The sequence below is a fragment of the Marinobacter sp. HL-58 genome (genome assembly GCF_001314605.1).
Taxonomy (GTDB): domain Bacteria; phylum Pseudomonadota; class Gammaproteobacteria; order Pseudomonadales; family Oleiphilaceae; genus Marinobacter.
On the sequence record NZ_LIHP01000021.1, the window covers coordinates 70,711 to 94,950 of the forward strand.

The 24,240-nt window shown below is 58.1% G+C and carries 23 protein-coding genes; 7 read left to right on the forward strand and 16 right to left on the reverse strand.

Translation table 11 applies throughout. The features are described from left to right. Window positions 1–25: 25 nt before the first annotated feature. The 12 genes from HLUCCO03_RS18145 to HLUCCO03_RS18200 form a co-directional block, all read right to left on the reverse strand. Window positions 26–718 carry a TetR/AcrR family transcriptional regulator gene (locus HLUCCO03_RS18145; RefSeq protein WP_027830254.1) on the reverse strand — a complete coding sequence of 231 codons (693 nt, stop codon included), beginning with the start codon at window positions 716–718 and terminating at the stop codon, window positions 26–28. A 99-nt stretch (window positions 719–817) separates the two neighbouring features. After that, window positions 818–1,522 carry an ABC transporter ATP-binding protein gene (locus HLUCCO03_RS18150; RefSeq protein ID WP_027830255.1) on the reverse strand — a complete coding sequence of 235 codons (705 nt, stop codon included), beginning with the start codon at window positions 1,520–1,522 and terminating at the stop codon, window positions 818–820. After that, window positions 1,519–2,295 (reverse strand): ABC transporter ATP-binding protein, encoded by a 777-nt coding sequence (locus HLUCCO03_RS18155; protein ID WP_027830256.1) that lies wholly within the window; start codon window positions 2,293–2,295, stop codon window positions 1,519–1,521. The genes HLUCCO03_RS18150 and HLUCCO03_RS18155 overlap by 4 nt, the downstream gene beginning before the upstream one ends. Beyond that, a complete protein-coding gene (locus HLUCCO03_RS18160) occupies window positions 2,292–3,239 on the reverse strand; it encodes a branched-chain amino acid ABC transporter permease (protein ID WP_027830257.1) in 948 nt (315 codons plus the stop codon). Before HLUCCO03_RS18160 ends, HLUCCO03_RS18155 begins: the two co-directional genes overlap by 4 nt. After that, window positions 3,236–4,105: a branched-chain amino acid ABC transporter permease gene (locus HLUCCO03_RS18165; RefSeq protein ID WP_027830258.1), complete on the reverse strand. Its 870-nt coding sequence runs from the start codon at window positions 4,103–4,105 to the stop codon at window positions 3,236–3,238. The genes HLUCCO03_RS18160 and HLUCCO03_RS18165 overlap by 4 nt, the downstream gene beginning before the upstream one ends. A gap of 82 nt (window positions 4,106–4,187) precedes the next feature. Beyond that, entirely contained in the window at window positions 4,188–5,411 is a 1,224-nt protein-coding gene (locus tag HLUCCO03_RS18170; protein WP_027830259.1) for an ABC transporter substrate-binding protein, read from the reverse strand. Further along, window positions 5,408–7,045 carry an AMP-binding protein gene (locus HLUCCO03_RS18175; protein WP_027830260.1) on the reverse strand — a complete coding sequence of 546 codons (1,638 nt, stop codon included), beginning with the start codon at window positions 7,043–7,045 and terminating at the stop codon, window positions 5,408–5,410. Before HLUCCO03_RS18175 ends, HLUCCO03_RS18170 begins: the two co-directional genes overlap by 4 nt. Beyond that, a complete protein-coding gene (locus HLUCCO03_RS18180; RefSeq protein WP_036197114.1) occupies window positions 7,042–7,392 on the reverse strand; it encodes a DUF6285 domain-containing protein in 351 nt (116 codons plus the stop codon). The genes HLUCCO03_RS18175 and HLUCCO03_RS18180 overlap by 4 nt, the downstream gene beginning before the upstream one ends. Continuing rightward, window positions 7,389–8,417, reverse strand: a complete 1,029-nt coding sequence (locus HLUCCO03_RS18185) for a phosphotransferase family protein (protein ID WP_027830262.1) — start codon at window positions 8,415–8,417, stop codon at window positions 7,389–7,391. The genes HLUCCO03_RS18180 and HLUCCO03_RS18185 overlap by 4 nt, the downstream gene beginning before the upstream one ends. After that, complete coding sequence (locus HLUCCO03_RS18190) at window positions 8,414–9,622, reverse strand: acyl-CoA dehydrogenase family protein (protein ID WP_027830263.1); 1,209 nt, start codon at window positions 9,620–9,622, stop codon at window positions 8,414–8,416. The genes HLUCCO03_RS18185 and HLUCCO03_RS18190 overlap by 4 nt, the downstream gene beginning before the upstream one ends. Before the next feature lie 10 nt (window positions 9,623–9,632). Then, entirely contained in the window at window positions 9,633–10,442 is an 810-nt protein-coding gene (locus HLUCCO03_RS18195; protein ID WP_051603731.1) for an SDR family NAD(P)-dependent oxidoreductase, read from the reverse strand. Between the two features lie 112 nt (window positions 10,443–10,554). Then, window positions 10,555–11,313, reverse strand: coding sequence for a VC0807 family protein (locus HLUCCO03_RS18200; RefSeq protein WP_027830265.1), 759 nt, complete (start codon window positions 11,311–11,313; stop codon window positions 10,555–10,557). 229 nt (window positions 11,314–11,542) lie between these two features. On the opposite strand from HLUCCO03_RS18200, the gene HLUCCO03_RS18205 reads away from it, so the two are divergent. After that, window positions 11,543–12,283: a ParA family protein gene (locus tag HLUCCO03_RS18205; protein WP_027830266.1), complete on the forward strand. Its 741-nt coding sequence runs from the start codon at window positions 11,543–11,545 to the stop codon at window positions 12,281–12,283. A gap of 109 nt (window positions 12,284–12,392) precedes the next feature. Here HLUCCO03_RS18205 and gabT read toward each other — a convergent pair whose 3' ends face one another. Then, window positions 12,393–13,667: a 4-aminobutyrate--2-oxoglutarate transaminase gene (gabT, locus tag HLUCCO03_RS18210; protein WP_027830267.1), complete on the reverse strand. Its 1,275-nt coding sequence runs from the start codon at window positions 13,665–13,667 to the stop codon at window positions 12,393–12,395. Window positions 13,668–13,748: 81 nt separating this feature from the next. Further along, window positions 13,749–15,494, reverse strand: a complete 1,746-nt coding sequence (locus HLUCCO03_RS18215) for an ABC transporter transmembrane domain-containing protein (RefSeq protein WP_027830268.1) — start codon at window positions 15,492–15,494, stop codon at window positions 13,749–13,751. 296 nt (window positions 15,495–15,790) lie between these two features. Between HLUCCO03_RS18215 and HLUCCO03_RS18220 the strand changes: the two genes are divergently transcribed. Next, window positions 15,791–17,620 (forward strand): ABC transporter ATP-binding protein/permease, encoded by a 1,830-nt coding sequence (locus HLUCCO03_RS18220; RefSeq protein ID WP_027830269.1) that lies wholly within the window; start codon window positions 15,791–15,793, stop codon window positions 17,618–17,620. An 86-nt stretch (window positions 17,621–17,706) separates the two neighbouring features. Then, complete coding sequence (locus HLUCCO03_RS18225) at window positions 17,707–18,147, forward strand: DUF4864 domain-containing protein (protein WP_027830270.1); 441 nt, start codon at window positions 17,707–17,709, stop codon at window positions 18,145–18,147. Window positions 18,148–18,154: 7 nt separating this feature from the next. Here the strand turns inward: HLUCCO03_RS18225 and HLUCCO03_RS18230 are convergent, their stop codons facing one another. After that, the gene (locus HLUCCO03_RS18230; protein ID WP_036197118.1) at window positions 18,155–20,527 is read right to left on the reverse strand and encodes a GGDEF and EAL domain-containing protein; all 2,373 of its coding nucleotides are present in this window, start codon (window positions 20,525–20,527) and stop codon (window positions 18,155–18,157) included. Between the two features lie 114 nt (window positions 20,528–20,641). On the opposite strand from HLUCCO03_RS18230, the gene HLUCCO03_RS18235 reads away from it, so the two are divergent. From HLUCCO03_RS18235 to HLUCCO03_RS18245, 3 genes are read left to right on the forward strand one after another with little or no spacing between them, the layout of a single operon-like run. Then, on the forward strand, window positions 20,642–22,231 hold the full coding sequence (locus HLUCCO03_RS18235) for an FAD-binding oxidoreductase (RefSeq protein WP_027830271.1): 1,590 nt from the start codon (window positions 20,642–20,644) through the stop codon (window positions 22,229–22,231). A 33-nt stretch (window positions 22,232–22,264) separates the two neighbouring features. After that, window positions 22,265–22,978, forward strand: coding sequence for a hypothetical protein (locus tag HLUCCO03_RS18240; protein ID WP_027830272.1), 714 nt, complete (start codon window positions 22,265–22,267; stop codon window positions 22,976–22,978). A gap of 1 nt (window position 22,979) precedes the next feature. Beyond that, complete coding sequence (locus tag HLUCCO03_RS18245; RefSeq protein ID WP_036197121.1) at window positions 22,980–23,507, forward strand: PIN domain-containing protein; 528 nt, start codon at window positions 22,980–22,982, stop codon at window positions 23,505–23,507. A gap of 65 nt (window positions 23,508–23,572) precedes the next feature. Here the strand turns inward: HLUCCO03_RS18245 and HLUCCO03_RS18250 are convergent, their stop codons facing one another. Further along, window positions 23,573–23,932: a hypothetical protein gene (locus HLUCCO03_RS18250; protein WP_027830273.1), complete on the reverse strand. Its 360-nt coding sequence runs from the start codon at window positions 23,930–23,932 to the stop codon at window positions 23,573–23,575. Between the two features lie 94 nt (window positions 23,933–24,026). Between HLUCCO03_RS18250 and HLUCCO03_RS19450 the strand changes: the two genes are divergently transcribed. Further along, on the forward strand, window positions 24,027–24,233 hold the full coding sequence (locus HLUCCO03_RS19450; RefSeq protein WP_367142382.1) for a hypothetical protein: 207 nt from the start codon (window positions 24,027–24,029) through the stop codon (window positions 24,231–24,233). The last annotated feature ends 7 nt before the right edge of the window (window positions 24,234–24,240 follow it).

The following is a 24,240-nucleotide window of genomic DNA, read 5'->3' on the forward strand; positions in this document are numbered from 1 at the left end:
TAATGGTCGCCTTTTTATTTTAATATCAGATGCTTACAGATATATAGCTTTCTACCACATCCCTTAATACCAGGGCGTATTGGTCCACCGAAACTTCCTGATCACGATACTTCCGGCGTTTCAGGTACCAGTCCTGCAACATGGCTTTGATCAGCGACGCCACCAGCCGGGCATTTTTATCGGCGAACACCTTCTCCCGGATCCCATCCTCGATCACCGTCTGGAAGATCGATTCGATTTCCAGTTCTATGGCGATGGCATCTCGTTTCTCCGGTTCCGGAAGACTCTTGGCTTCCATATACGAGAAGTAGAACCAGGCACGCATGAGTTCGCTGAGATAGAGATGGGCCTTGATGGCCGCGTAGAGTCGCTCTCGTGGGTCGTCCAGGTCAGCGGTGTAGTGCTGTAACGTGCGGCGGGTGATGATAAATCCATGGCTCTGGATCAGGTGTATCAGATCGTCCTTGTTACGGATATAGGCGTACAGCCCCCCCATGCTCATGCCGGAGTCGGCGCACAGATCCCGCAGGGTCATGGCGTGGAAACCCTTGGAGTTGGCCAAGCGCAGGGTGGAATCGATGATCCGGGTGAGATTCTTGACCGCCGTTGCCTCCTTCTTGATGCTGATACGGTCGGTGTTTTCCCTGTACAGTTCCCGAATCACATCCTCTTTCGACATGGTGAGTTCGGACCGGAAAACCTCATAGTTGGTAATCATACGCAAATGCCAAAGTCCTTTGTTGGGCGCAGAGTATACGTGAACTACAAAATACGTTAAAAGCAGCCCGGTGGCTTCTTGCACCGGGCATCCCGACCGTCACGCTACGGACAGGAACCGGTCCTGGGTCTCCTGGTCGTGCTTGAGTTCCTTGCTGGTGGCTTCATGAACCACCTGCCCTTTTTCCAGTATGTAGGCGCGTTTCGCATGCTTGAGGGCAAAGCGTACGCTCTGGTCAGTAAACAGGATGGTAGTGGTTGCACTGAGGTCGTCGATCAGCTCACCAATCTGCTGGACAATCACCGGCGCCAGCCCCTCGTTGGGCTCATCCAGCAACAGCAGTTTTGGCTGAATCATCAGCGAGCGGGCCACGGCCAGCATCTGTTGCTGCCCACCGGAAAGCGTTGCCCCGTCCTGGTCTGCCAGCTCCCCCAGCATGGGATACTTGTTGAGAATGCCATCCACGGTCCAGGGATTGCTCTGTCCCTGGCGTTGATAACGGGCAACATCAAGATTATCCCGGACGCTGAGGCCCGGGAATATGCGCCGGTCCTCGGGCACATAGCCAATACCGGCCCTGGCAATACGGTGGGCTGGCCAGCCGCTGACGGTCTGTCCGTCGAACAGGATGCGGCCACTGCGTGGTGGGGTCAGGCCCATGATGCTTTTCAGGGTGGTGCTCTTGCCCGCACCGTTGCGACCCAGTATGCAGACCGTTTCCCCCTCTTCCAGGGAAAGCGTTACGCCCTGCAACGCCTGGCTCTCGCCGTAGAAGGTTTGGATGTTCTGTACGTCGAGAATCATGTTTCGGTCTCCTGTTCCTCGTCTTCTTCGCCCAGGTAGGCGGTACGGACCTCAGGATGGTTCTTGACCTCCTCCGGCGTACCCGCAAACAGTTTTTCTCCCCGGTGCATGACCAGAATCCGGTCTGCGAGATTGAATACCACCTCCATGTCATGTTCCGTGATCAGGAAGGTGTACTCCCCGCCGCTGGCCAGTTTCCGGATCAGCGCCGTGGTGCGTCGGGTCTCATCAGGGGTCATGCCGGCCGTGGGTTCGTCCAGCAGAACCAGCTTCGGGCGTGTCGCCAGTACCATGGCGATTTCCAGCAAACGCTTGTCGCCATAGCTGATGACCTCTGCCCTCCGGTCCGCCAGACCGTTGATAGAAAGCCGGGTCAGAAGCTCTTTTGCTTCTTCCTGCACCGCAGTATTGCGCGAGGCAATATTGAACAGCTTGCGGCTGTGACCATGATAGGCGGACAGCACCACTTCCACGTTCTCCTGCACGGTCATCTCGGGAAAAATGTTGTTGATCTGGAATGAGCGGGAGACCCCAAGACGGCTGATCTTGTGGGGAGGCAACCCGGTTATATCCTGGTTGTCCAGAATGATACTGCCTTCGGTTGGCAGCATTCGCCCGGAGACCATGTTGTAGAAGGTGGTCTTGCCGGCACCGTTGGGGCCGATGATGGCAATGGTTTCCCTGGGCATGACCTCAAGATTGATGGCAGAGACAGCCGTATTGCCACCAAAGCGTTTGGTCAGATTGGAGATAGTCAGTATGGGACTCGTCATTTTTTCACCTCCATCCACCAGTCGAGGAAGGTGCCCAGCAGACCCTTACGAAAGAACACCACCATCAGTGCCAGAATGATCCCCAGCACCAGCATCCAGGACCCGGTGAAACTGGTGATCCAGGTTTCCAGCAGGACGAAAACGGCGGAGCCAATGAATGGACCCAGGAAGTAGCCCGTGCCCCCAAGGATAGACATCAGTACGGGTTCTGCGGAGGTGGACCAATGGATCAGTTCCGGACTGGCAACCCGGAGGAAGGGAGCTATCAGTCCCCCTGCAAGGCCAGCAAAGGTGCCGGCGATGATGAAAGCAACCAGCCTATAGGTGCGAACGTTCAGACCAGCGAAAGCAACCCGCTCCGGATTCTGGCGGATCGCTTTCAGGACAAGGCCGAAAGAGCTACGGCAGATCACGTAAAGCACTAATGAAGCAATACCGACAATGGCAAGGACCACATGGTAGTAGACCGCCGGGTTACTCAGCGTCAGGTCGATGCCGAGGCCGAATGATCCGAGGGTAAAGCCTGCCAGCCCGTCACTGCCGCCGGTGATCGAACGCCACTGGTAAGCAATGGCAAAGATCATCATCCCGAAAGCCAGGGTCAGCATGGCGAAGTAGACTTCGTTCAGCCGGACGCTAAGGTAGCCGATCACCAGGGCAAGTACCGCTGATACACCCATGGATACCAGAAGACAGGCCAGGAAAGGCCACTGCAGATGGATCAGTACCAGCGCGGTGGCGTAGGAACCTACCCCGAAGAACGCGGCATGACCGAAACTCAGCATGCCGGTATAACCGAAAATCAGGTTAAAGCTGACAGCGAACAGCCCCATGATCAGTATTTCAGTAAAGATAAAGACGTAGAAATAGGATGCTATCCAGGGCACCGCAACCAGCGCTGCAATGACCAGCAGTAAACACGCCAGAACCACCTTGGCTTTCATAAGCTAGTACTCCTACCCATAATGCCGTTGGGTTTGAACAACAGAACCAGCGCCATACCGACAAACGGCAATAGCAGGTTGACGTCGGGGAGGTAGCGTCCACCAAAGCCATGGATCAGGCCCAGTACCAGGGCGCCAATCAGCGCACCGGGGAAACTGCCGAGACCACCTATGACGACAACAATAAAGGACTCGATAATGATCTTGTCACCCATACCCGGGTCCACTGCCCGCATGGGAGCGGCTATGACTCCACCGAGTGCTGCCAGCCAGGCGCCAAAGGCAAAGACACCGGTAACCACCAGGCGGGTATTGATACACAGAGCTTCCGCCATGTCCCGGTCCAGGGAGGCGGCACGCATGATGCGGCCGATGCGGGTGCGATTGAACAGGTACCAGAGCCCGGCGAGTATCACCAGACCGATCACGATAACGAACACACTGTAGGCCGCTACGGAGCCACCGAGAATATTGATGGACCCCGCAAGTAACGAGGGTGGTTCAACCACCTGGATGCCACTACCCCAGATAAGGCGAACACTTTCGTTGATAATCAGCAGTACTGAAAAGGTCAGCAGTAGGCTGTCAGCAATATCCCTGTCGTAGATATAGCGCAGTAACAGCCGGTCAATGATGACGGCCAGTATTGCAACGCCAATGGGCGCCAGCACCAGTGCGGCCCAGAATGGCATACCTGCCAGGTTGATGAGAGTGAAGGCGAGATAGGCCCCCAGCATATAGAGAGCGCCGTGGGCGAAATTGATGATGTTCAGCACACCAAATACGATGTTCAGACCTACCGCAATAATGAATAGCAGTAGCCCTATATCAAGACTGTTAAGCAACGCCGATCCGATGCCAGACATGGGTTACCTCATAACATTGTTGAACCGGTTACGGGGTCTGCTTCAGCGCAGACCCCGCAAGCTTTGGGACGGGATGGCCGGATCAGAGCTTGCAACCGGTTTCTTCGACGGACCGTGCGACTTCCTCGCCATCGAAGATCTGCAGGTCGGTCAGGGTCCGGATGCCATGTTCAGGATGCATCGGGCCAGAGATACCCCAGTTGGGGCTGACCATCGCCTGGTTATCACCCTCGCGGAAGGTAACGGTTCCGTTGGGTGCTTCCATGGTCATGCCACGTAATGCCTTGGCAACCGCGGGTCCATCGGTGGTACCGGCAGCTTCCATGGCCTGCTTGTAGGCGTAGATGGCAGCATAGGCACCTTCAGCGTTATAGCTCGGCGGGTTGCCATACTCCTCGATGTAGGCTTTCACAAAGCGCTTGTTGATGTCGTTGTCGTAGGCGTCGTACCAGTAGCGGGTCGACAGGTGAACCCCTTCAGGCATGCGGTCCCCAAGGGCAGTGAGTACTTCGGTGGCGGCACCGACGGTGAACATCAGCTCCAGATCTTTCTCGAAGAAACCACGATTGGATGCCTGGCGAACAAAGTTGACCAGATCGCCGCCCCAAACCGAGATCAGAACACCATCTGCATCCGAATCCATCACCCGGTCAATGAACGGCGTGAAATCTTCAGCGCCAAACCGCGGAAAATTGGTGTCGGACATCAAGTTTACATCAGGATTGATCTCTTTAAGGTAGTCTCCGAAATACTCCCATGACTGGTGGCCAAAGGAATAGTCCGGGCCGATAGTGGTCCAGTTCTTGGCGTCGGTTTCCGAGGCAATCTTGGCGGCTGCCTTCATGTTCTGGGCAACGTTCACACTGATGCGGTAGGTGAACGGATTACACAGTTCCCCGGTGACATCCGGTGTGGCGGCGTGCGTTATGATCAGCGGTTTCTGCAGTTCCGGCATGGTGGGCACCATGCCCTGGGCTACCCCGGAGCTGTCCAACCCGACCAGTGCGTCGACATCCTCGGAGTGCACCAGCTTGCGAGCGGCCTGGATGGCCACTGAGGCCTTGCCTTGACTGTCCTCGTAGATCATTTCTATGTCGCGGCCGAGGATACCGCCGGACTCATTGATCTCACTGACCGCAAGATCGATACCTTTCTGTGCGAATTCCCCGTAGGTGGACGCACTGCCGGAAAGGATGTAGATGCCCCCGATCCGGATCGGATCTTCGGCATAGGCGCTGGTGCCGGCCGTCAGTGTGGCGGCGGTCACCATGGAAACCATCAGTTTTCTGAGGTTTGGCTGTTTCATGATGTTGCTCCTGGTTTATTGTCTTTGTTGAGCGAATCCCGCAAGACATTCTTGCGGATTTTTCCTGTGGCGGTTTTTGGCAGTTCGCCAATCACCACCTTCTTTGGAACCTTGAAACGGGCCATATGCTGGCGGCAGAAATCAATAACAGTGTTCTCGTCAAGGAGGCCGTCCTCCTCCACCGGATTAACAAAGGCACAGGGCACCTCCCCCCATTTTTCGTCGGCCATGGCCACGACCGCGGCTTCGGAAATACCGGGGTGCCGGTAGAGCACCTCCTCGACTTCCAGGCTGGAAATATTCTCGCCCCCGGAGATGATCACATCCTTGGCCCGGTCCTTGATTTCCACATAGTGGTCCGGGTGCATCACCGCCAGGTCGCCGGTGTTGAACCAGCCGCCGGCAAAGGCTTTTTGGGTGGCTTCCGGATTCTTCAGGTAACCTTTCATGATGCCGTTACCACGCAGGCAGATTTCCCCCATGGCCTTGCCATCAGCCGCCACCGGCTTACCGGTAGCGACATCCCTGACTTCGACTTCATCCAGTGAGTAAGTGACCACTCCTTGCCGCGCCATCCTGGTTGCGCGTTCTTCCGCGGGCAGGCTTTGCCATTCCGGTTGCGGCACACAGAGTGTGGCCGGGCCGTAGGACTCGGTCAGGCCGTAGAGGTGGGTTATGCGAAAGCCAATGTCCTCGGCCTTGCGAATCACGCTGCTGGGAGGTGCAGCTCCGCCGAGGGCGAACTGGGCTGGCCGTGACAGCTTCTGGCCGTTCCGCCCCAGGTCCTGTAACAGCAGATTCATGACAATGGGGGCACCGCACATGTGGGTTACCCCGTGGCGTTCGATAAGCCGGTAGATCTGTTGTGGGTCTATGTCCGGCAGGCACACGTGGGTACCGCCTACCGCGGTGATGGACCAGGTGTAACACCAGCCGTTGCAATGAAACATCGGCAGCGTCCAGAGGTAGACCGTCTCTGCATTCATATCGAACACCATGGCATTGCTCATGGCCGACAGAAATGCTCCGCGGTGGTGATACACCACCCCCTTCGGGTTGCCGGTGGTTCCGGAGGTGTAGTTCAGGCTGATGGCGTCCCACTCGTCATCGGGGCGCTGCCAGTCCGCAGAGGCATCGCCCTCTGCCAGCAACTGCTCATAATTGCCCTCTGCCAGCCCGGCTGACGGGCCTTCGTCGCGCTCGATACTGATGAGCGTGGGCGGGTTGTCATGGTCCGACACCGCGGCACGGACCACGTTTTCGAAACGGGTATCGTAGAACAGGACCCTTGCTTCCCCGTGGTCGAGAATAAACCGGATGGAGGCCGCATCAAGCCGGATATTGATGGCGTTGAGAACCGCACCGGCCATGGCCACGGAATAGTGTGACTCCAGCATTTCGCCGGTATTGGGGCACAGAATGGCCACGGTATCGCCCTGGCCGATACCCCGCTGTCGCAATGCATCCGCCATTTGCCGGCAGCGCTGGTAAAATTCCCGGTAACTGCGGGTGATGTCGCCATCAATCACCGCCGCCTTGTCGGGGTAAATACCGGCGGCCCGCTGTAACAGGGTCAACGGTGTCAGGGCGGAATGATTGGCGGAGGTCTGCTCGAGGCTTTTGTATTTGTTCATGATCCCTCCCTTTGTTGCAGATAGCCCGGGTTGTTGATGCCCAGCTTGGCCCGGGTCAGGGTCAGCAACAGTTCCTGCAGATCTTCATCCGTTACATCCAGCTTCCGCTGTGCAATGGCTTTGGCCAGTTCCTCTTCGGAATCGTAATTACCGTAGTGCCGCAGGGCTTTGTTGCAGCGGGTTATCTGGTCGCGCAGCTCGCTGGCCTCACGACCGGCAATGCCCATGGCATTGGCGATCATCAGAGCCTGGTAACGCTGCTCCCCTTCCAGGCCGGGGACAATGGAATCGAGCAGCACTGCCCGGGCCTGCTGAAGAAGATCGGTAGCGTCAGGCTGGTTGATCATTGTGATGCCTCCAGTTCACGAATCTGCTGCAAAAGGTCCAGTTCCATCTGCGGTACCATTCGTCCGGTCAGGGCCAGTTCCAGCGAGCGCTGTTCCCCGGAGATGTGGCGCCGGGCCTGCTGCAGGGCGATCATCGCCCAGCGCACCAATGCCATGACCTCCCAGTAGCTGACATGGTCTGGGTTGATCTCGGTTCCGCTGATATCCCGGTAACCGGCAAGCAGATCCGATTTATCGCCCATGCCCCCGACTTCCCGTTGCTCCTGGCCGAAGCGCCAGCTGCGTGAACACAACCAGCCCAGGTCTTCGCAGGGGTCACTCCAGGTGGCAAATTCCCAGTCCAGGACGGCGGTCAGTTCGTCGCCGTCCATCATGTAATTGCCGGTGCGGAAATCGCAGTGGCAGAGCACGGTGGGCCCCGGCTCGGGCGCATTGTCCTCCAGCCAGTTGAGGGCCCACTCCAGGACCGGATGGGGCTCGCCTATCTGTTCCAGGTAGCGGCGATAACGAAGCACACGGCTGAGTGCCGGGTGGTGCGGCCGGGGCAGCGGCAGAAAGCCGAGGTCTTCCCTGGGTGGCCGGATGCTGTGCAGATGGGCCAGTTCCTCGCCGAAGCGTCGGGTGAGCCTGCTGCGTGCTTCCGGGCTGTGTTCCGCTTTCACCAGTTTCCTGGGTGACGCCGTGCCCCGGGCCCGCTTCATGACATAGAAAATATTGCCGCTGACCGATGGATCCTCGCACAGCCACAGGGGCTCCGGCGCGGTGACGCCGGCCTCGAAGGCGGCCTTGAGTACGGCAAATTCCTGTGGCCGGCTGAGGCTCTCGGGTACACCGGAAGGCGCATCCTGGCGGACCACCAGTTCATGCTGGCCGGGGTGAGTGCCGCCGGTCAGTGTGAGCGTCAGGCCAAAGTTATCCTGAATGGCACCGCCGGACAGCTTGCTGAACGCCACGACCTCGGCGTCACTGGCACCGGTCCGGTTCGCGATGAAGTCCGCGAAGATGTCAGCGAGCCGGGAACTCATGATGCCCGGACCCCCCAGTGCCAGAAATCCGTGCGTTCTGCCAGCAGGTTCTTGGAGAACACCATCTTGTGCACCTCCGATGCGCCGTCCACCAGGCGGGCCTGGCGGGCATAGCGGTAGATCCACTCCAGCGGGGTATCCTTGGAATAGCCCCGGGCGCCGCAGAGCTGAATGGCGGTATCGACCGCCTTGTGGAGGGTATCGGCTACCGCCACCTTGGCCATGGAGACCTGCTTGCGGGCAAAATCACCCTGATCCAGCATCCAGGCGGCGTGCATGGTCAGCAGTCGTCCCACCTGGATATCCATGGCAGCCTGGCCCAGCAACCATTGCACGCCTTCTCGCTGGGCCAGGGTCTGGCCGAACGACTCCCGGTTGTCCACGTAGTCAGTGGCGATTTCCAATGACCGGCGGGCGAGGCCCAGCCAGCGCATGCAATGGGTCAGCCGTGCGGTACCCAGGCGAATCTGGGTAACCTTGAGGCCGTCCCCGACTTCCATGAGCCGGTTTTCATCGGGAATTTCCAGGCCGTTGAAGATCAGCTCGCAGTGGCCACCGTGTTCTTCCGGGCCCATGATCGGGATCCGGCGGACAATCTCCCAGCCCGGATCGTCCTTGTGAAACAGGAAAGCGGTCAGGCCCTTGCGGGTGTCATCGGAGGTGCGGGCAATAAGGATAAAGTGGTCGGCAGCGGCCGCACCGGTGATGTAATGCTTGTGGCCGTGAATGACCCATCTGTCACCCTTGCGGGTGGCGGTAGTCTGCATCATGCCGGGATCCGAGCCGCAACCGGGGGGTGGTTCTGTCATCACGAACGAGGAGCTGACCCGCCCGTCCACGATGGGTTTCAGCCAGCGTTCTTTCTGGGCCTCGGTACCCACCTTGGCAAGAACGATCATATTGCCGTCGTCCGGAGCGGCTGAATTGAACACCACCGGCCCGAAAATGGAGCGATTCATCTCCTCATAACAGGCGGCCATACCGGAGATGTCCAGCCCCTGTCCCCCAAGCGCTTCCGGTATCTGCAAACACCAGAGGCCCTGGCTGCGAGCCTTGCCTCGCATTCTTTCCAGGTGACCGCTATCGATGTTCTCGTGTTCGTCGTAGGCCGAAGGATCCTGTTCCAGGGGAATCAGTTCCTGCTCCACAAAGTCGCGGATTTTCTTCCGGAAAGCGTCGTTTTTCGGATCCAGGTTAAAGTCCACAATGGGCTCCTTACAGGGAAGATTGAAGATGGCCGCCATCTACCACCAGTGTGCTGCCGGTCATGTAACCGGAACTGCCGGAGGCAAGCAGGAGAAGAGGTGCAATCAGGTCATCGGGTTGGCCAAGCCGGCGCTGGGGAATCCGGCGAATCATTTTCTGGCCGGGCTCGGAAGCAAAAAAATCCCGGTTAAGGTCGGTTTCGATATAGCCGGGAGCAAGGGCGTTAACGCGGATACCGTATCGGGCCCATTCCAGTGCCAGCGCCCGGGTGAGTTGTTCTACGCCCGCCTTGGCTGCGGCATAAGGGGCGACATTACCGGCAACCCGGTGGCCCAGTATCGAGGAAATCATGATGAGGCTGCCGCCCCGGGATACATTTGAGAGGCGTCGGGCGGCCTCGTTACAGACCAGCCAGCAGCCTTTCAGGTTGGTATCAAGGACACGGTCCCAATCCTGTCCGGTCAGATCAAGGGATTTCCGGCTGGTGGCGACACCGGCGTTGGAGACCACGATATCGGCAATGCCGACATCCTCGGCGATGGTATCGAAGGCCTCTGACACGCTGGTTTCATCGGTAACATCCATGGTGACCACGTGGACCTGGCTGCTGATGGCACCGAGGCTGTCCTGGAGAGACTCCAGGGGGGCGCGTCGGCGACCGCTCAGAATCACGCTTGCACCGGCCCGGAGGAGTGCTTCCGCAAAGGCGCTGCCAAGGCCACCGGCAGCACCGGTGATCAATGCAATCTTGCCATCGACCCGCAGGTACGGTTGATCATTCTGATGGCTCGGGCTTGTTGTTGTATCTGTTTTTGTCATTTCCTGCCCTCCTTCTATAAAAATAGAACGAGCGCTCGAAATATTCAAGAAAGAGTTTGTAACAACATCATCCGTGCCCGGTAATGTCGGTGCAGTTCAGAGCCGGGGAAAGTTACTTGCCGGTGGTGGAATCGGAAGACTTGCTCTCATGCTGGGCCGCCAGATGCGGTGCCATGACTTCTTCCAGGGTATAACCGGTGAGCCTGCGAATGGAGCGCCAGAGGTAATAGAAAATGGCGATCATCATGATCATGGAGGGAATGGCGATCATGGGGTAACTGACCAGGGTCATTCGCCCCAGCTCTTCGTTGAAGGCCTGGGTGCCGGAGGGACTGGTGACAATCCACTTGGCCAGCACGAAATTCATGATCGATGAAAACAGGAAGGTCAGGCTGAAGAAGTAGCTGGCCTTGAGCAGGCGCTCTTCAAATTCCTGCTCACTGCCCCTCTCCTTCAGCACCGCCTGGATCTTGTCCACGTTCAGTACCGTCGGGTTGTAGAGCAGTGTCCGCACCAGCGGATACTTGGTGCGGGTGGAGAGGAGCACCGCAATACCAATCACCGCGGGAACCGCCGCTTCCTTGATGGCAAGCCAGCCGGCATCCAGCTCCATCAGGCCGATGCCGCCGGTCAGTCCAACGCTGATCACACCCAGCACCGCGATGAAGTTGTACTTGCGGTATCGCACCAGCTCGAACAGCCCCCAGCTCAGGGGGAAGGCAAGGCCAATAACCAGAGCCATGACACTGCCCAGGTACTCGTCCCCACTCAGCTTCATAAGGATGACCGAGGGAATAATAATGCTGACGAGCAGGTCTATCCACGGCCTGGGTTTGTGTGTCGGTCTTGACTGGGTTTCCGGGGAGGTCATAAATCAGCCTGATGGGTCGGGTAAGTAATGCTGGTATGGGCTCAGCATACCTAAAAACGCTTCGGGCAGTATACGATTAAACGGTTAATAACCGAAGGCATGTCCGACGGTCCCCGAGTATATTCAGCGTTACTGACTTTTGCTGCCCGCTGTCATATAACTGCAACACAACCACAGGTGGGATCGGTTAAGCTGGCAGCCGTCATCCGACAGGGCTTCTGGAGGGAGCATGAAAATCATAGCGTTCTACAGCCTCAAAGGCGGCGTAGGGAAAACCGCAGCAGCTGTGAATATTGCCTACCTGGCAAGCCAGGCCGGCATCCCGACACTCCTGTGGGACCTGGATCCGCAGGGGGCTGCCAGCTGGTATCTGGCTGGAACCGAGGAAATCAAGGGGCGGAAACTGGCCGCACTGATGGATGGCAAAACCCCGATTGGCAAATTCATCCGCGCCAGTGCCTACCCCAACCTGGACTTTATCCCCGCCCACAACAGCTTCCGCAATCTTGATGTCCGGCTGGACAAGGACGAGAGCAACAACACCCTCAAGAACTGGCTTGCCCCCCTCTCGGAGGAAACCAGCCTGGTGGTCCTGGACTGCCCGCCATCCATGTCCCGGTTGTCCGAGCAGGTGTTGAAAACCGCCGATGGCGTGTTTGTGCCTGTTGTGCCTACCTGGCTGGCGCTGAACAGCTGGCATCAGTTGCAGGACTTCGCCAGGGACAAGAAACTCAAGCCCGGCCGCCTGCACCCCTTCTTTTCGATGGTGGACCGGCGCAAGAATCTGCATCGGGAAATGGTGATCAATCGGAAAAAACACCTTGAGGGCGGGCTGAATGCCTTGATTCCGAACGCCAGTGTGGTGGAAAGAATGGGCGACAGCGGCCAGCCGGTCGAATTGATGGACCGGTCTTCACCGGCTGCCGACGCTTACCGGCGGCTCTGGAAGGAAATTCACAAACTGCTGTAGTGCAACACTCTCGATACACCGGCATAAAAAAACGCTGGTCAGCAGAAACTGACCAGCGTTTTGTTTGTCAGGCAGCGGCAGGACTGACGAGCACCTGCCTGGCAGACGGTCAGCCCACTTCTTTCAGGGCCTGCTCCACGATACCAAGGCCTTCTTCAAGGACGTTGTCCTCGATGGTGACCGGCATCAGGAAACGAATCGTGTTGCCATACATGCCGCAGCTCAGCAGGATAAGCCCGTTTTCCTTGGCCTTCTTGGTGACTGCGGCCGCAAAGTCAGCCCTCGGCTCCTTGCTGGTCTTGTCAGTAACCAGCTCGATAGCCGCCATGGGGCCCAGGTTGCGCACGTTGTCCACATGGGGGAACTGCTCCTGCCACTGGTCGAAGCGCTTGCGCAGCTTGTTGCCCAGGCGCTGGCTCTTGCCCAGGATGTCCTCTTCCTTGAACACATCGAATACCGCCAGGGCCGCAGCACAGGCGGTGGGGCTGCCGGTGTAGGTGCCACCCAGTGAGTTGGGGCCGGAAGAGTCCATGACCTTGTCGGTGCCCACGATGGCGGAAATGGGCATGCCATCGGCCATGCTCTTGGCCATGGTCATGATGTCCGGCTCGACACCGCTGTGCTCGATGGCGAACATCTTGCCGGTGCGGCCAAAGCCGCTCTGGACTTCATCGGCAATCATCAGGATGCCGTTGTCATCGCAGATCTTGCGGATCTCTTTCAGGAAGCTGGCCGGTGCGGCGTAAAAACCGCCCTCGCCCAGTACTGGCTCGATCACAATGGCCGCGGTGTCCTTGGCTGGTGAGTCCGCCTTCATGGCCATCTTCAGGCCACGAAGTGCCTCGTCTTCGCTGACACCGTGATAAGGGACGGGGTAAGGCGCGCGGAAGACAGTACCCGGCATGGGCCCGAAATCCGTCTGGTAAGGCGCAGCCTTGCCATTCATGGCCATGGTGTAGAAGGTGCGGCCGTGGTAACCGCCATCAAAGCAGATGACGTTGGTCTTGCCGGTCGCGGCCCGGGCGATCTTCATGGCGTTTTCAAGTGCTTCCGCGCCGGAGTTGGCCAGCATGACCTTGGCGTGGCCCTTGACGGGAACCACTTCGCTGAGCTTCTGCGCCAGCTTCACATAGCCCTCGTAGGGCATAACGGTCTGGCAGGTGTGCATCAGCTTGTCCAGCTGTGCCTTTACTGCCTCAACCACCTTGGGGTGACGATGGCCGATATTCAGTACACCGATGCCGCCGGCGAAGTCGATCATCCGCTTGCCATCCGCATCCCAGAGTTCGGCATTGGTCGCGTGATCGGCGAACTGCTCATTGGGGCTGGCAGCGCCGGCTGCAACATAACGTTCTTTGAGTGCCTGCAATTCTTTGTTCGTCACTTTGCCTCTCCTCGAATTCGGTTTGGTCCTGTCAGCATACACGAAATGGCCATGGGGTTTGAAAATCCGGCCCTGATGTTTCTACGTATTCCACGCCGGATTGTCCTCCCGGAACTGGAGTTCCGATAGCCGTCGGTACAACGCATTGCGCTCGACAAGTTCGTCATGTTTACCGATATCCTGAATAATCCCGGCCTCCAGAACAATAATACGATCGGCGTGCCTGACGGTGGCGAGCCGGTGTGCAATCACCAGCGTTGTGCGGTTGGACATCAGCCCGGGCATGGCCTGCTGGATCAGGTGCTCACTTTCCGCATCCAGGGCGCTGGTTGCCTCATCCAGTAACAGTATAGGTGCATCCGCCAGCAATGCCCTGGCAATTGCCAGACGTTGCTTCTGGCCCCCGGAAAGCCCCAGCCCGGTGTCACCCAGGGATGTTTCATAACCCTTTGGCAGGTCACGGATAAACTCATCGGCGTGGGCGATACGGGCCGCCTCCACCATGGCTTCGTCACTGGCATCCGGACGGGCATAACGGATGTTATCGGCGATGGTGCCGTGAAACAGCGCGGGGTTCTGGGGCACCAGGGCAAAACACCGGCGCAGGTACTCGAGGGGTATCTGACGGCTGTCGATATCATCGATCAGGATCCGGCCCTGGCCCGGATCGTAGAATCGCAGCAACAGGTCGAACAGAGTGGACTTGCCGGCCCCGGAAGGGCCGACCAGAGCCACGGTTTCGCCGGCGCGAATGTTCAGGGAAAGGTCCTTCAGAACCCGGGTATCGGGCCGGGACGGATAGCTGAAGGTCAGATGGCGGATCTCGATATTGCCCCGAATCTGCGCCGGCAACTTCTGGCTTGCGGCCGCTTCCACACGGATTTCCGTGGGCGTCTGCAGCAGCTCGAAAATCCGCGCAGCCGCCCCGGCAGCCCGTTGCAGTTCACCTATCACCTCGCTGATCGCCCCGGCTGCCAGGCCCACCAGCAGGCTGTAGAAAACAAACGCTGCCAGCTCACCCGGGCTGGTGCGCCCGGAAATTACATCCAGCCCGCCAATCCAGATCACCACACCAATGGCGCCCATCACCAGGGATATGGCGATGGTGGTCAGCCAGGCCCGCTGACGGATTCGCACCCGGGCAATGTCGAAGGCATTTTCCGCCACCCGGGCGAAGAAGCGCCGGTCATGGGGTTGATGGTTGAACGCTTGCACCGTCTTGATCTGGGTAAGGTTTTCCCCCACGTAACTGCCCACTTCCGCCACCCGGTCCTGGCTCTGGCGGGACAGCGCCCGAACCCGGCGCCCGTAAACCAGAATGGGAACAATCACCAGCGGAAAGCCGAGGATAATAATGCCGGCGAGCTTGGCATTGGTTACAAACAACAGGATCAGCCCGCCCACCAGCATCAGGGAGTTGCGCAAGGCGATGGAAACGGTCGAGCCGATCACCGACTGCAGCACGGTGGTATCGGCGGTAAACCGCGACTGAATCTCCAGAGCCCGGTTCTGCTCGAAAAATCCCGGATGAAGATCAATCAGATGATTGAACACCTGCTTGCGAATGTCCGCCACCACCCGCTCGCCAATCCAGGACACCAGGTAAAACCGTGCGAAGGAGCCGATAGCGAGCCCGATTACCAACACAAAAAACAGCCCAACGGCTTTCGATAACATTGCAGGCGACTGGGTCGCCAGTCCCTGGTCCACAAGAATCCGCAGCCCCTGGCCAAGTCCGAGGGTGATGCCAGCCGTAAATACCAGGGCTATGAGAGCGCCGGCGACAGCCCTTTTATAGGGGCTTATGAAATCGGCGGCCAGCTTCAGGGCCTTGCGATGACGGATGTTAATGATGTGCCTCCTGGATGCGGGGTACGGTAAACTCTGGTCAGCTTACGATTTTTGCCAGTAACAAGACCTATCATACATGGGGGACAGAGCGCGCGGGGGTGGCAGGGTCTTCCGGGACACGCTGTAAATACGTCCCTGTACGCTCGACAAAAGCCATCCCTGGCTTTTGACGGTCCCGGAAGACCCTGCCACCCCCGCGCGCTCCCCAACCTCGGAGACCGTAGGTCGGATTAGCGCAGCGTAATCCGACAAACCGACCAAAGGATATAAACGTGCGCGCCTACGCCGACAACGATTACCCCGCCGACCACAAACCGGACTGGAAAGTCATTTCCGGCCTCTGGCCCTACCTGGCGGAATTCCGCGGTCGTGTTGTCCTGGCATTGGCGTTTCTGGTGATTTCCAAGCTGGCGACGGTGGCCACGCCGGTGGCCCTGAAGTACATCGTCGACTATCTGGACGAGAACCGGGGCGGCGAGATTCTGTTGTGGATCCCGGTACTGCTGGTCGTCGCCTACGGCCTGCTCCGTTTTGGCAGCACCCTGTTCAGCGAGTTGAGGGATGCGGTATTCGCACGGGTCGCTGAGCGGGCCATGCGGCGGGTGTCGCTGCGGGTATTCGAACACCTGCATAACCGGGAGCTGGCGTTCCACCTGGACCGCAAGACCGGCGGCCTGGCCCGGGATATTGAGCGGGGCACCAACGGCATCAGCTTCCTGCTGCGCTTTACCCTGTTCAACATCGTACCCACGCTGCTGGAGATCCTGCTGGTGGCCGCCATCCTGTTCGTGGTGTTTAACGTTGGCTATGTGCTGGCGATTCTGGTGGCAGTGGTGGTCTACATTGTGTTCTCCATCAAGGTCACCGAATGGCGGACCAAATTCGTGCGGGAGGCCAATGCCCGGGACAACCAGTCCAACTCCCGGGCCGTGGACAGCCTGCTGAATTACGAGACGGTAAAGTACTTCAATAACGAAAAGTTTGAAGCCGACCTGTATGACGAGGACCTGGACGACTGGGAAAAAGCCCGCTTGAAAAACCGGCTGTCCCTGGCGGCACTGAATTCCGGGCAGGCATTGATCATTGGCCTGGCGATGATTGCCATCATGACCATGGCGGTGCGGGAGGTGGCCAGTGGCGAGATCACCCTGGGGGATTTCACCATGATCAACGCCTACCTGCTGCAACTGTTCATCCCGCTGAATGCCCTCGGCTTCGTGTACCGGGAGATCCGCCAGGCGCTGGTGAATGTGGAGCGCCTGTTCGGGCTGCTGGGTGACAGGCCCGGTATCGAGGACGCCCCGGATGCCAGGGCTCTTGTGGTCAGCAAGGGCGAGGTGCGGTTTGATCACGTGCATTTTGCCTACCGCCAGGACCGCCAGATCCTTCGCGATATCGATTTCGTCATCCCCGCCGGGCATACCGTGGCGGTGGTCGGTGCCAGTGGCGCCGGCAAGTCCACCCTCGCCCGCCTGCTGTTCCGGTTCTACGACGTGGATCAGGGCCGCATTACTATCGACGGCCAGGACATTCGCACCGTTACCCAGGACAGCCTGCGGTCCACTATCGGCGTGGTGCCCCAGGACACGGTACTGTTCAACGACACGCTCTATCGCAACCTTGCCTACGGCCGGCCTGACGCCAGCGAGGAGGAGGTCTACCTGGCCGCCCGCATGGCTCACCTGGACAGCTTTATCCAGAGTCTGCCCGATGGTTATGAAACCCAGGTGGGCGAGCGCGGGCTGAAACTCTCCGGCGGCGAGAAACAGCGGGTGGCCATTGCCCGGGTCATCCTCAAGAACCCGCCGCTGTTGATTCTGGATGAGGCTACCTCTTCCCTGGATTCGCTTTCCGAGCAGGCCATTCTGGGTGCCTTGAAGGAAGTCAGCCGCCAGCGCACCACACTGGTCATCGCCCACAGGCTGTCCACCATCAGGGATGCGGATACCATCCTGGTAATGGATGACGGCCGTATTGTCGAAAGCGGCCATCACAATGATTTGCTGGCACGGGGTGGCCACTATGCGCATCTTTGGGCGCAACAGCACCGAAGCGGCGACGACAGAGACAGTGAAGCAGGAACTCCCCCGGTTATTGAATGAGCGTCGGCCCGAGATCGGGAAAAGGATCCATGGCACGACGGTGTCCGTATTGATTAAAAAGTGAGCTGCTCAGAAGGAGCGCTGTCATGGGTCACAAATACATCGGCATCAGCAGGCGAAACATCGTAATCCTGGTTGCCTGTCTGGCTCTGGTCGCGCTCTGGACAACGCAGCCCCTGGCCGCTGACAAAGACGCGGAAATCCGGGACACGATACTTCGCCAGATTGAAGCGTTTGCCAACGACGACCAGGAAGAGGCATGGGCACACGCCTCCGACGGCATCAAGCGCCGTTTCGGCTCCTCACAGGTGTTTATCGATATGGTCCGGCAGGCCTATCCTGCCGTTCACAGCGCCACTGCGATCGAATTCGACAGGCGTGTTCCGCACAGGGACTTTGAAATCCAGGTTGTGAAACTGCAGGGCCCCGAAGGCAAACGGTGGGATGCCTACTACCGCATGGTTCAGGTAGAGGGCGCCTGGAAAATTGCCGGTGTCCGGCTGCAAGAGGCTGACATGGGTATCTAGTCCGGGACTACGGGCCTGCTCGTTCCGGTGACCGGTTGTCCCAGGTAAAGTTGTCTGCCCATGCCAGTGCCAGCGCCAACGGCATGGGCTTGCTGTAGAAGAAACCCTGCCCCAGCTCACAGCCCAGTTCCATCAGCCTTGCCTCGACGGCGCCGGATTCAATCCCCTCGGCGACCAGGCGGCGCCCGAAACTGTGGGACAGGCTGATAATCGCGCAGACAATCATGTGGTTGTCGGCATTATCCAGCATGTCCATGACGAAGGACTGGTCGATCTTGATTTCCCGGGCCGGGAGACGACGAAAAAGATCCAGTGACGAATAACCCGTTCCGAAATCGTCGAGGGAAATATCCACCCCCAGATCGCGGCATGCCTGAAGGTTTTCCAGCACCCTTTCGGTGTCATCCAGTGCCGTGGTTTCGAGAATTTCGAGTATCAGGTGGGAACGGATATCCCGGGGGCAATTGCCGAGAGCACTGGCAAGGTCATCACGAAAATCAGGGGCCAGGAAATGGGAGGGGCTCAGGTTAACACTGAGGGTGTAGGGGAGCTGGCGTTGTGCAAACTCCTGCAATCGCAGCACCGCCTCGCGGATCACGTAATTGCCGACGGTGCGGGCGTAATCCGTATACTCGATGTGTTCGAGGAAATAGCCGGGGCTCAGCAGGCCTTTCCCGGGATGGTTCCAGCGAATCAGGGCCTCGAAACCTTCAAGGCTTTGCCTGGCAAAATTGACCTTGGGCTGGTAATAAAGCTCAAGCTGGCCCAGACTGATGGCATCGCCGATCTCCTCGATGACCTTTACCCGTGCCTTGCGGGAGAAATGTGAATCCAGGTCAAAAATGGTGTAGGTATTCTTGCCCGCTTCCTTGGCCGCGTACATGGCCTGGTCCGCATGACGGATCAGCAGGTCGACATCTGAATCGTCATCCGGGTAGATGGTTACCCCCATACTGCCCGACAGGTTCAGAATATAATGTTTATAGCTGATAGGTCGGCGAATGGCTTCCAGCAGGCGGGCATACACTCGCGCATCTTCCACGTCCCGCAGTATGGCCACAAACTCGTCGCCGCCAAGCCGGGCGACAATATCATGGCTGCGCACACAGGATTTCAGGCTCTGGGCAACGGATTTCAGCACCGCGTCGCCCACGGAATGGCCGTGTTTGTCGTTGATTGCCTTGAACCCGTCGAGATCGATAAAGCAGACGGACACCAGTCCCTTGCGCTGGTTGGCCTCAAACAGCTCCTGTTCGAACAGCATAGTCAGTTTGCGTCGGTTTGGTAATCCGGTCAGTGAGTCGAAATTCGCGGCCTGCTCAAGGCTCTTCTGGTGTTCCCGTTTCTCCTGATAGAGGCGTTTGCGCTCGATCAGGTTGCCCACGGTTTGCAGCAGCGGTTCCAGCTCTTCGGCAAGTCTCGTTGTATAGCCATCCAGCCGGTTGGCAAGGCCGACCAGTCCGATCTGTTTGTCTCCGGAAAACACCGGAATGCCGATATAGGCCGCGATGGGTGGGTGGCCTTCGGGCAGGCCTCCTCGGCGAGGGTCGGTTTCCAGGTCGTTGGACACGATGACATCACCGGTCACCATGGGCCGCCCCAGGATGTTGTCCAGGCGCTCGAAGACCAGCCCCCGTCGTTCCACCTCCTGGTACAGCGCCTGGGTTTCCGGGCTCCAGGCAATGTTGGTGATGGCGCCGATTTTCAGGTAAGGCGTTTCATCCGCATGGCGGAGAACTTCGCCGATAAAGCCGAACTGGCTGCCCGTCAGTGCCAGCAGATCGCTGAGCATCTGCTCGAATGCCGCCCGCTCGTTGTCACTGGTCAGAAAAACATTCTGCGCCCGGTGAATCGCCCGGCTGAGGTGCGACACCTGGACATAATCATGGTCGGTTGCCGCCAGGCAGGAGCGTTCCAGCTCATCCTCGATAATACTGGCCAGGCTTCGGAGCACGTCCAGGTCAACCTCGTTGAACTGCCGGGGCTTGTCATCAATGATGCACAGGGTACCAATCTTGAAACCGCTGGGCTCCCGCACCGGCATACCGGCGTAGAAGCGAATGAAGGGGTTGCCGGTCACCAGGGGGTTTTTACTGAAGCGGGGATCTGTCGCCGCATCGGCCACCAGAAAGACCTTGTCCTGCCGGATGGCGTAGTCGCAGAAGGCCACCGATCGCGGGGTTTCTGATACATCCAGACCCTGCCTGGATTTGAACCACTGGCGTTCACTGTCAACCACCGTGAAAAGCGCAACCTTCACCTTATAGTACTGCCGCGCAATTCTTGTCAGGCGCTCAAAGCGTTCCTCCGGCGGTGTATCCAGAATACCCAGGCGATCAAGTGCAGCAAGCCTGCGTTTTTCGCTGTTCGGGGTGGCCATCAACCAGTCTCCACAAGGGTACTCCCGCTTGGCATAACGTTCGGTGGGTTGGCAGATATCACTCACTATTGCCCTGAACTAGACTGAATGCAAAACAATAAATGGAGAACGTCCATGACAACACGCAGTTTCTGGGGTTGGGGTAATGAAGAAGGTGCATTTGACGACCGCCAGACGGGCCAGCTGCGCCAGCTGGTGGGTATGCAGTTCGGAAATGCCGAGCTGACCTGCCAGGCACCGCCGGCGCTGGCGGACCTGGCAATGCCCGCGCCCCGCCTCCAGCCTCCGGAGTCGCTGGCCTCAATCATATCCACAGAGCGCCGGGACCGGGCCAGCCATACCTATGGTAAATCCTTCCGGGACATCGTGCGGGGGCTGGACGGTGATTACCGTTGCGCCCCGGACCTGATTGCCCGCCCCGGCAACGAGCAGGAGCTGCTCGATGTACTGGACTATGCCAGCGGCTGTGGCGCGGCGGTGATCCCCTACGGTGGTGGTTCCAGTGTGGTGGGAGGCACGGAACCCCGCTACGAGGGTGACTGGTCCGGTACCATTACCGTCGATATGGAGCGCTTTAACCGTATCATTGAAGTGGACCACCAGTCCCGCGCCGCCCATATCGAGGGCGGCATCTACGGTCCGGCCCTTGAAGACGGGCTGAGGCCCCATGGCTACACCCTGAGGCATTTTCCCCAGTCATTCGAGTTCTCGACCCTGGGCGGCTGGATTGCCACCCGCTCCGGTGGTCATTTCGCAACCCTCTATACCCACATTGATGACCTGGTGGAATCCACCCGTGTGGTAACCCCCGCCGGCTCCCTGGAAACCCGGAGGTTACCGGGCTCGGGGGCAGGCCCTTCACCGGACCGCTTGTTCCTGGGTTCCGAGGGCATACTCGGTTTCGTCACATCGGCCTGGATGCGCCTCCAATCCGGCCCGGAGTTCCGGGCCACCCGAACGGTGCATTTCAACGATTTCCTGGAGGGAGCCGAAGGCGTCCGCAGATTGTCCCAGTCCGGTCTCTACCCCACCAACTGCCGCCTGATCGATGCCCGTGAAGCCATGATCAACGGCATTGGTGGCGGCAGTAAGCACTTACTTATAGTTGGATTTGAATCCGCGGACCATCCGGTAGATGCGTGGATGGAACGGGCACTGGAGATCGTCGCTGACGCTGGCGGATCGGTTCAGGCCGCCAAAGAGCAGAAACCGGATCAGGGCCAGGCGGGCGACTGGCGCCAGCAGTTTATCCGCGCCCCCTACATGCGGGATGCCCTGATCCGCCTGGGGCTGGTGGCCGAGACGTTTGAAACCGCCATTACCTGGGACAGGTTCGAGGATTTCCACCGGGGTGTCATGGACACCGTGAACAGGGTCACCCGGGAGATCTGCGGCAAGGCCTTCGTCACCTGCCGCTTCACCCATGTCTACCCCGACGGCCCGGCACCCTACTACACCGTGATTGCCCCGGGCCGGCGTGGCGACCAGGTAAAACAGTGGGATGACATCAAGCTGGCGGTTATGGAGACCCTGATCGACCTGGGCGGCACCATCACCCATCACCACGCCGTGGGCCGCGACCATCGCCCGGGTTATGACCGCCAAAGGCCGGAGTTGTTTGCGGAGGTGTTGAGGGCGACAAAGAAAACGCTGGATCCCAGGGGGATGTTGAATCCGGGGGTGTTGGTGTCAAACGCCCGGTAGCAAGTGGACCACTGTCCTTCTATAATCATTTTTATGAAAAAACTGACCCTGAAGTTAAATGACCGCACTCCCGAAACGCTCTCAATGAAGCGCCTCGGGCAGTACATTACCCACCTCTCCGACATGCTCGGAGAAGTGGAGCATGTGCATTTTGATTCGGTCAGCAAGGGCAGCGCCATGCTTAATGTGGATATTGAAGACCTGCACTATCAGAAGGTTCTTACCCATGTGCGGGAAGTGCCAAACGGGATGGGCGCGAAGAAACAGCTATCGGCGTATCGAAGTTTGCAGCAACTCATGGATGAGGATGGCACAGGAGGTGTGATTTTGAACGACACTGACACTCGAATCCTGTCATTCCGGAAACGACCAGATGACGAGAAGCCCTTGGTGGTAAACAAACTCGGTTCTGTTCAGGGTCGGTTGTACCGCGTTGGCGGTAAGGATGACACCATCCCGGTTAGCCTGGAAGGCGCTAAGGGGGAAACGCTGCGTTGCGAAGCCTCCATCGATATTGCCCGAGAGCTGTCTTCCCTGCTGTTCAAACAGGTTCGGGTTAGTGGGCATGGTACCTGGGAGCGATCGCCGGAAGGTAGCTGGAGGCTCAAAAAGCTCAAAATAGAATCATACCAGGAGCTGGATACGGCCAAGGTTGGTGATGTAGTCGGCCAGTTAAAGTCTATTGGTGGTTTGAAATGGGCGGATATGGACGATCCGCATGCAGTGGCCAGGGATCTGAGAGGCTGATTTGAGATTATTAGTCGACACCAACATCCTGATCCAGATTCTTGCTCCGAATAAAACGGGCCTTACCCATCCCGAGACGAATGCTGTTCTGGAACGTGTCGGTGAGCGCGCACAGGCATTTGTCTCTGAAGCAGAGAGAAGGAACGCTCTGATTCTTATACCGACCCCCGTTTTGTCGGAATTCCTGATTGGTGTGGAAACATCCAAGTATCAGGAGTATCTGGATGTTCTGAATGGAAGTGCCTGCTTTGCAGTTGTGGATTTCGACACTGCGGCCGCCATTGAGTGCGCCCAGCTTCCGGACAGGAAAGAGCTTGCTCAGATCTCACCCGGCCAGGTTGCCAACAAACTAAAATACGACCGCCAGATTGTCGGTATCGCGCTGGCTACCATGGCTGATGAAGTCTGGTCACACGATGACTCGCTTCGAAAGATCGCAAGCTCGAGAGATTTAGCGGTTAAATCGCTGGCTGATATCGAGCCGCCAGCGGTTCAGGGGCAAATGTTTCCACCTGACGAAGACACCTGAAATAGCAGGTGGTATTTTTTACGTTCCTGCCCGTTGAGTTGGCCACGTCGCCATATTCGTGATCTTCATGTTGGTTTCTTATTCCTGAGCGATTGTGAAAGATCTTTCGAGAGATCCATCAATACAGACTCAATAGCCGGGTCCAGGTGTTTGGTGGCGACATACTGCGGTACAACAAGTCCTGCCTTCTCTACATCAGGTAATTGACGAAGAACGTCAAGATAACGCTCCAGTAGCTCAGGTTTGGTAGTAGACCGCGTTAGTTCCTTCTTGAGCCGTTCTTCGAAACGTTTCAGCTCTTCCTCATCATCAGTGTCATACAACTCCCAGTGAAGTTGGCGGGCAAGTGCCTTGCGTGACCATCCAACCCTGGCGATTAAGGCCTCAATCGCTTTCTGAAGCTCTAGTGTTCTTTCCGTCCCCATTTGTCCCCGACCCCCTGTGTATCTTTGAACTGTCCCAGCGGGGACACAAACCAAACATTGATGGAGAAATACCATGAACAAAGCAAAAACACCGATGTCACCGGCCGCTGCTGCACGTATTCAGAGTGCGACCGCAAAGCAACATGGCGGAAACACCCCGAAAGGCTCTTTTGCAGCAAAAGCACAATCGGCCGCTGCCAGGAATGTGGCCTCCAGTGGTCAACGGCCCCCTAATGGTCCGAGCACCACGGGTGGCAAATCTGGCAAAGGGCGTGGAAACAATCCGCCACGAGCGAAATAAATAGCGT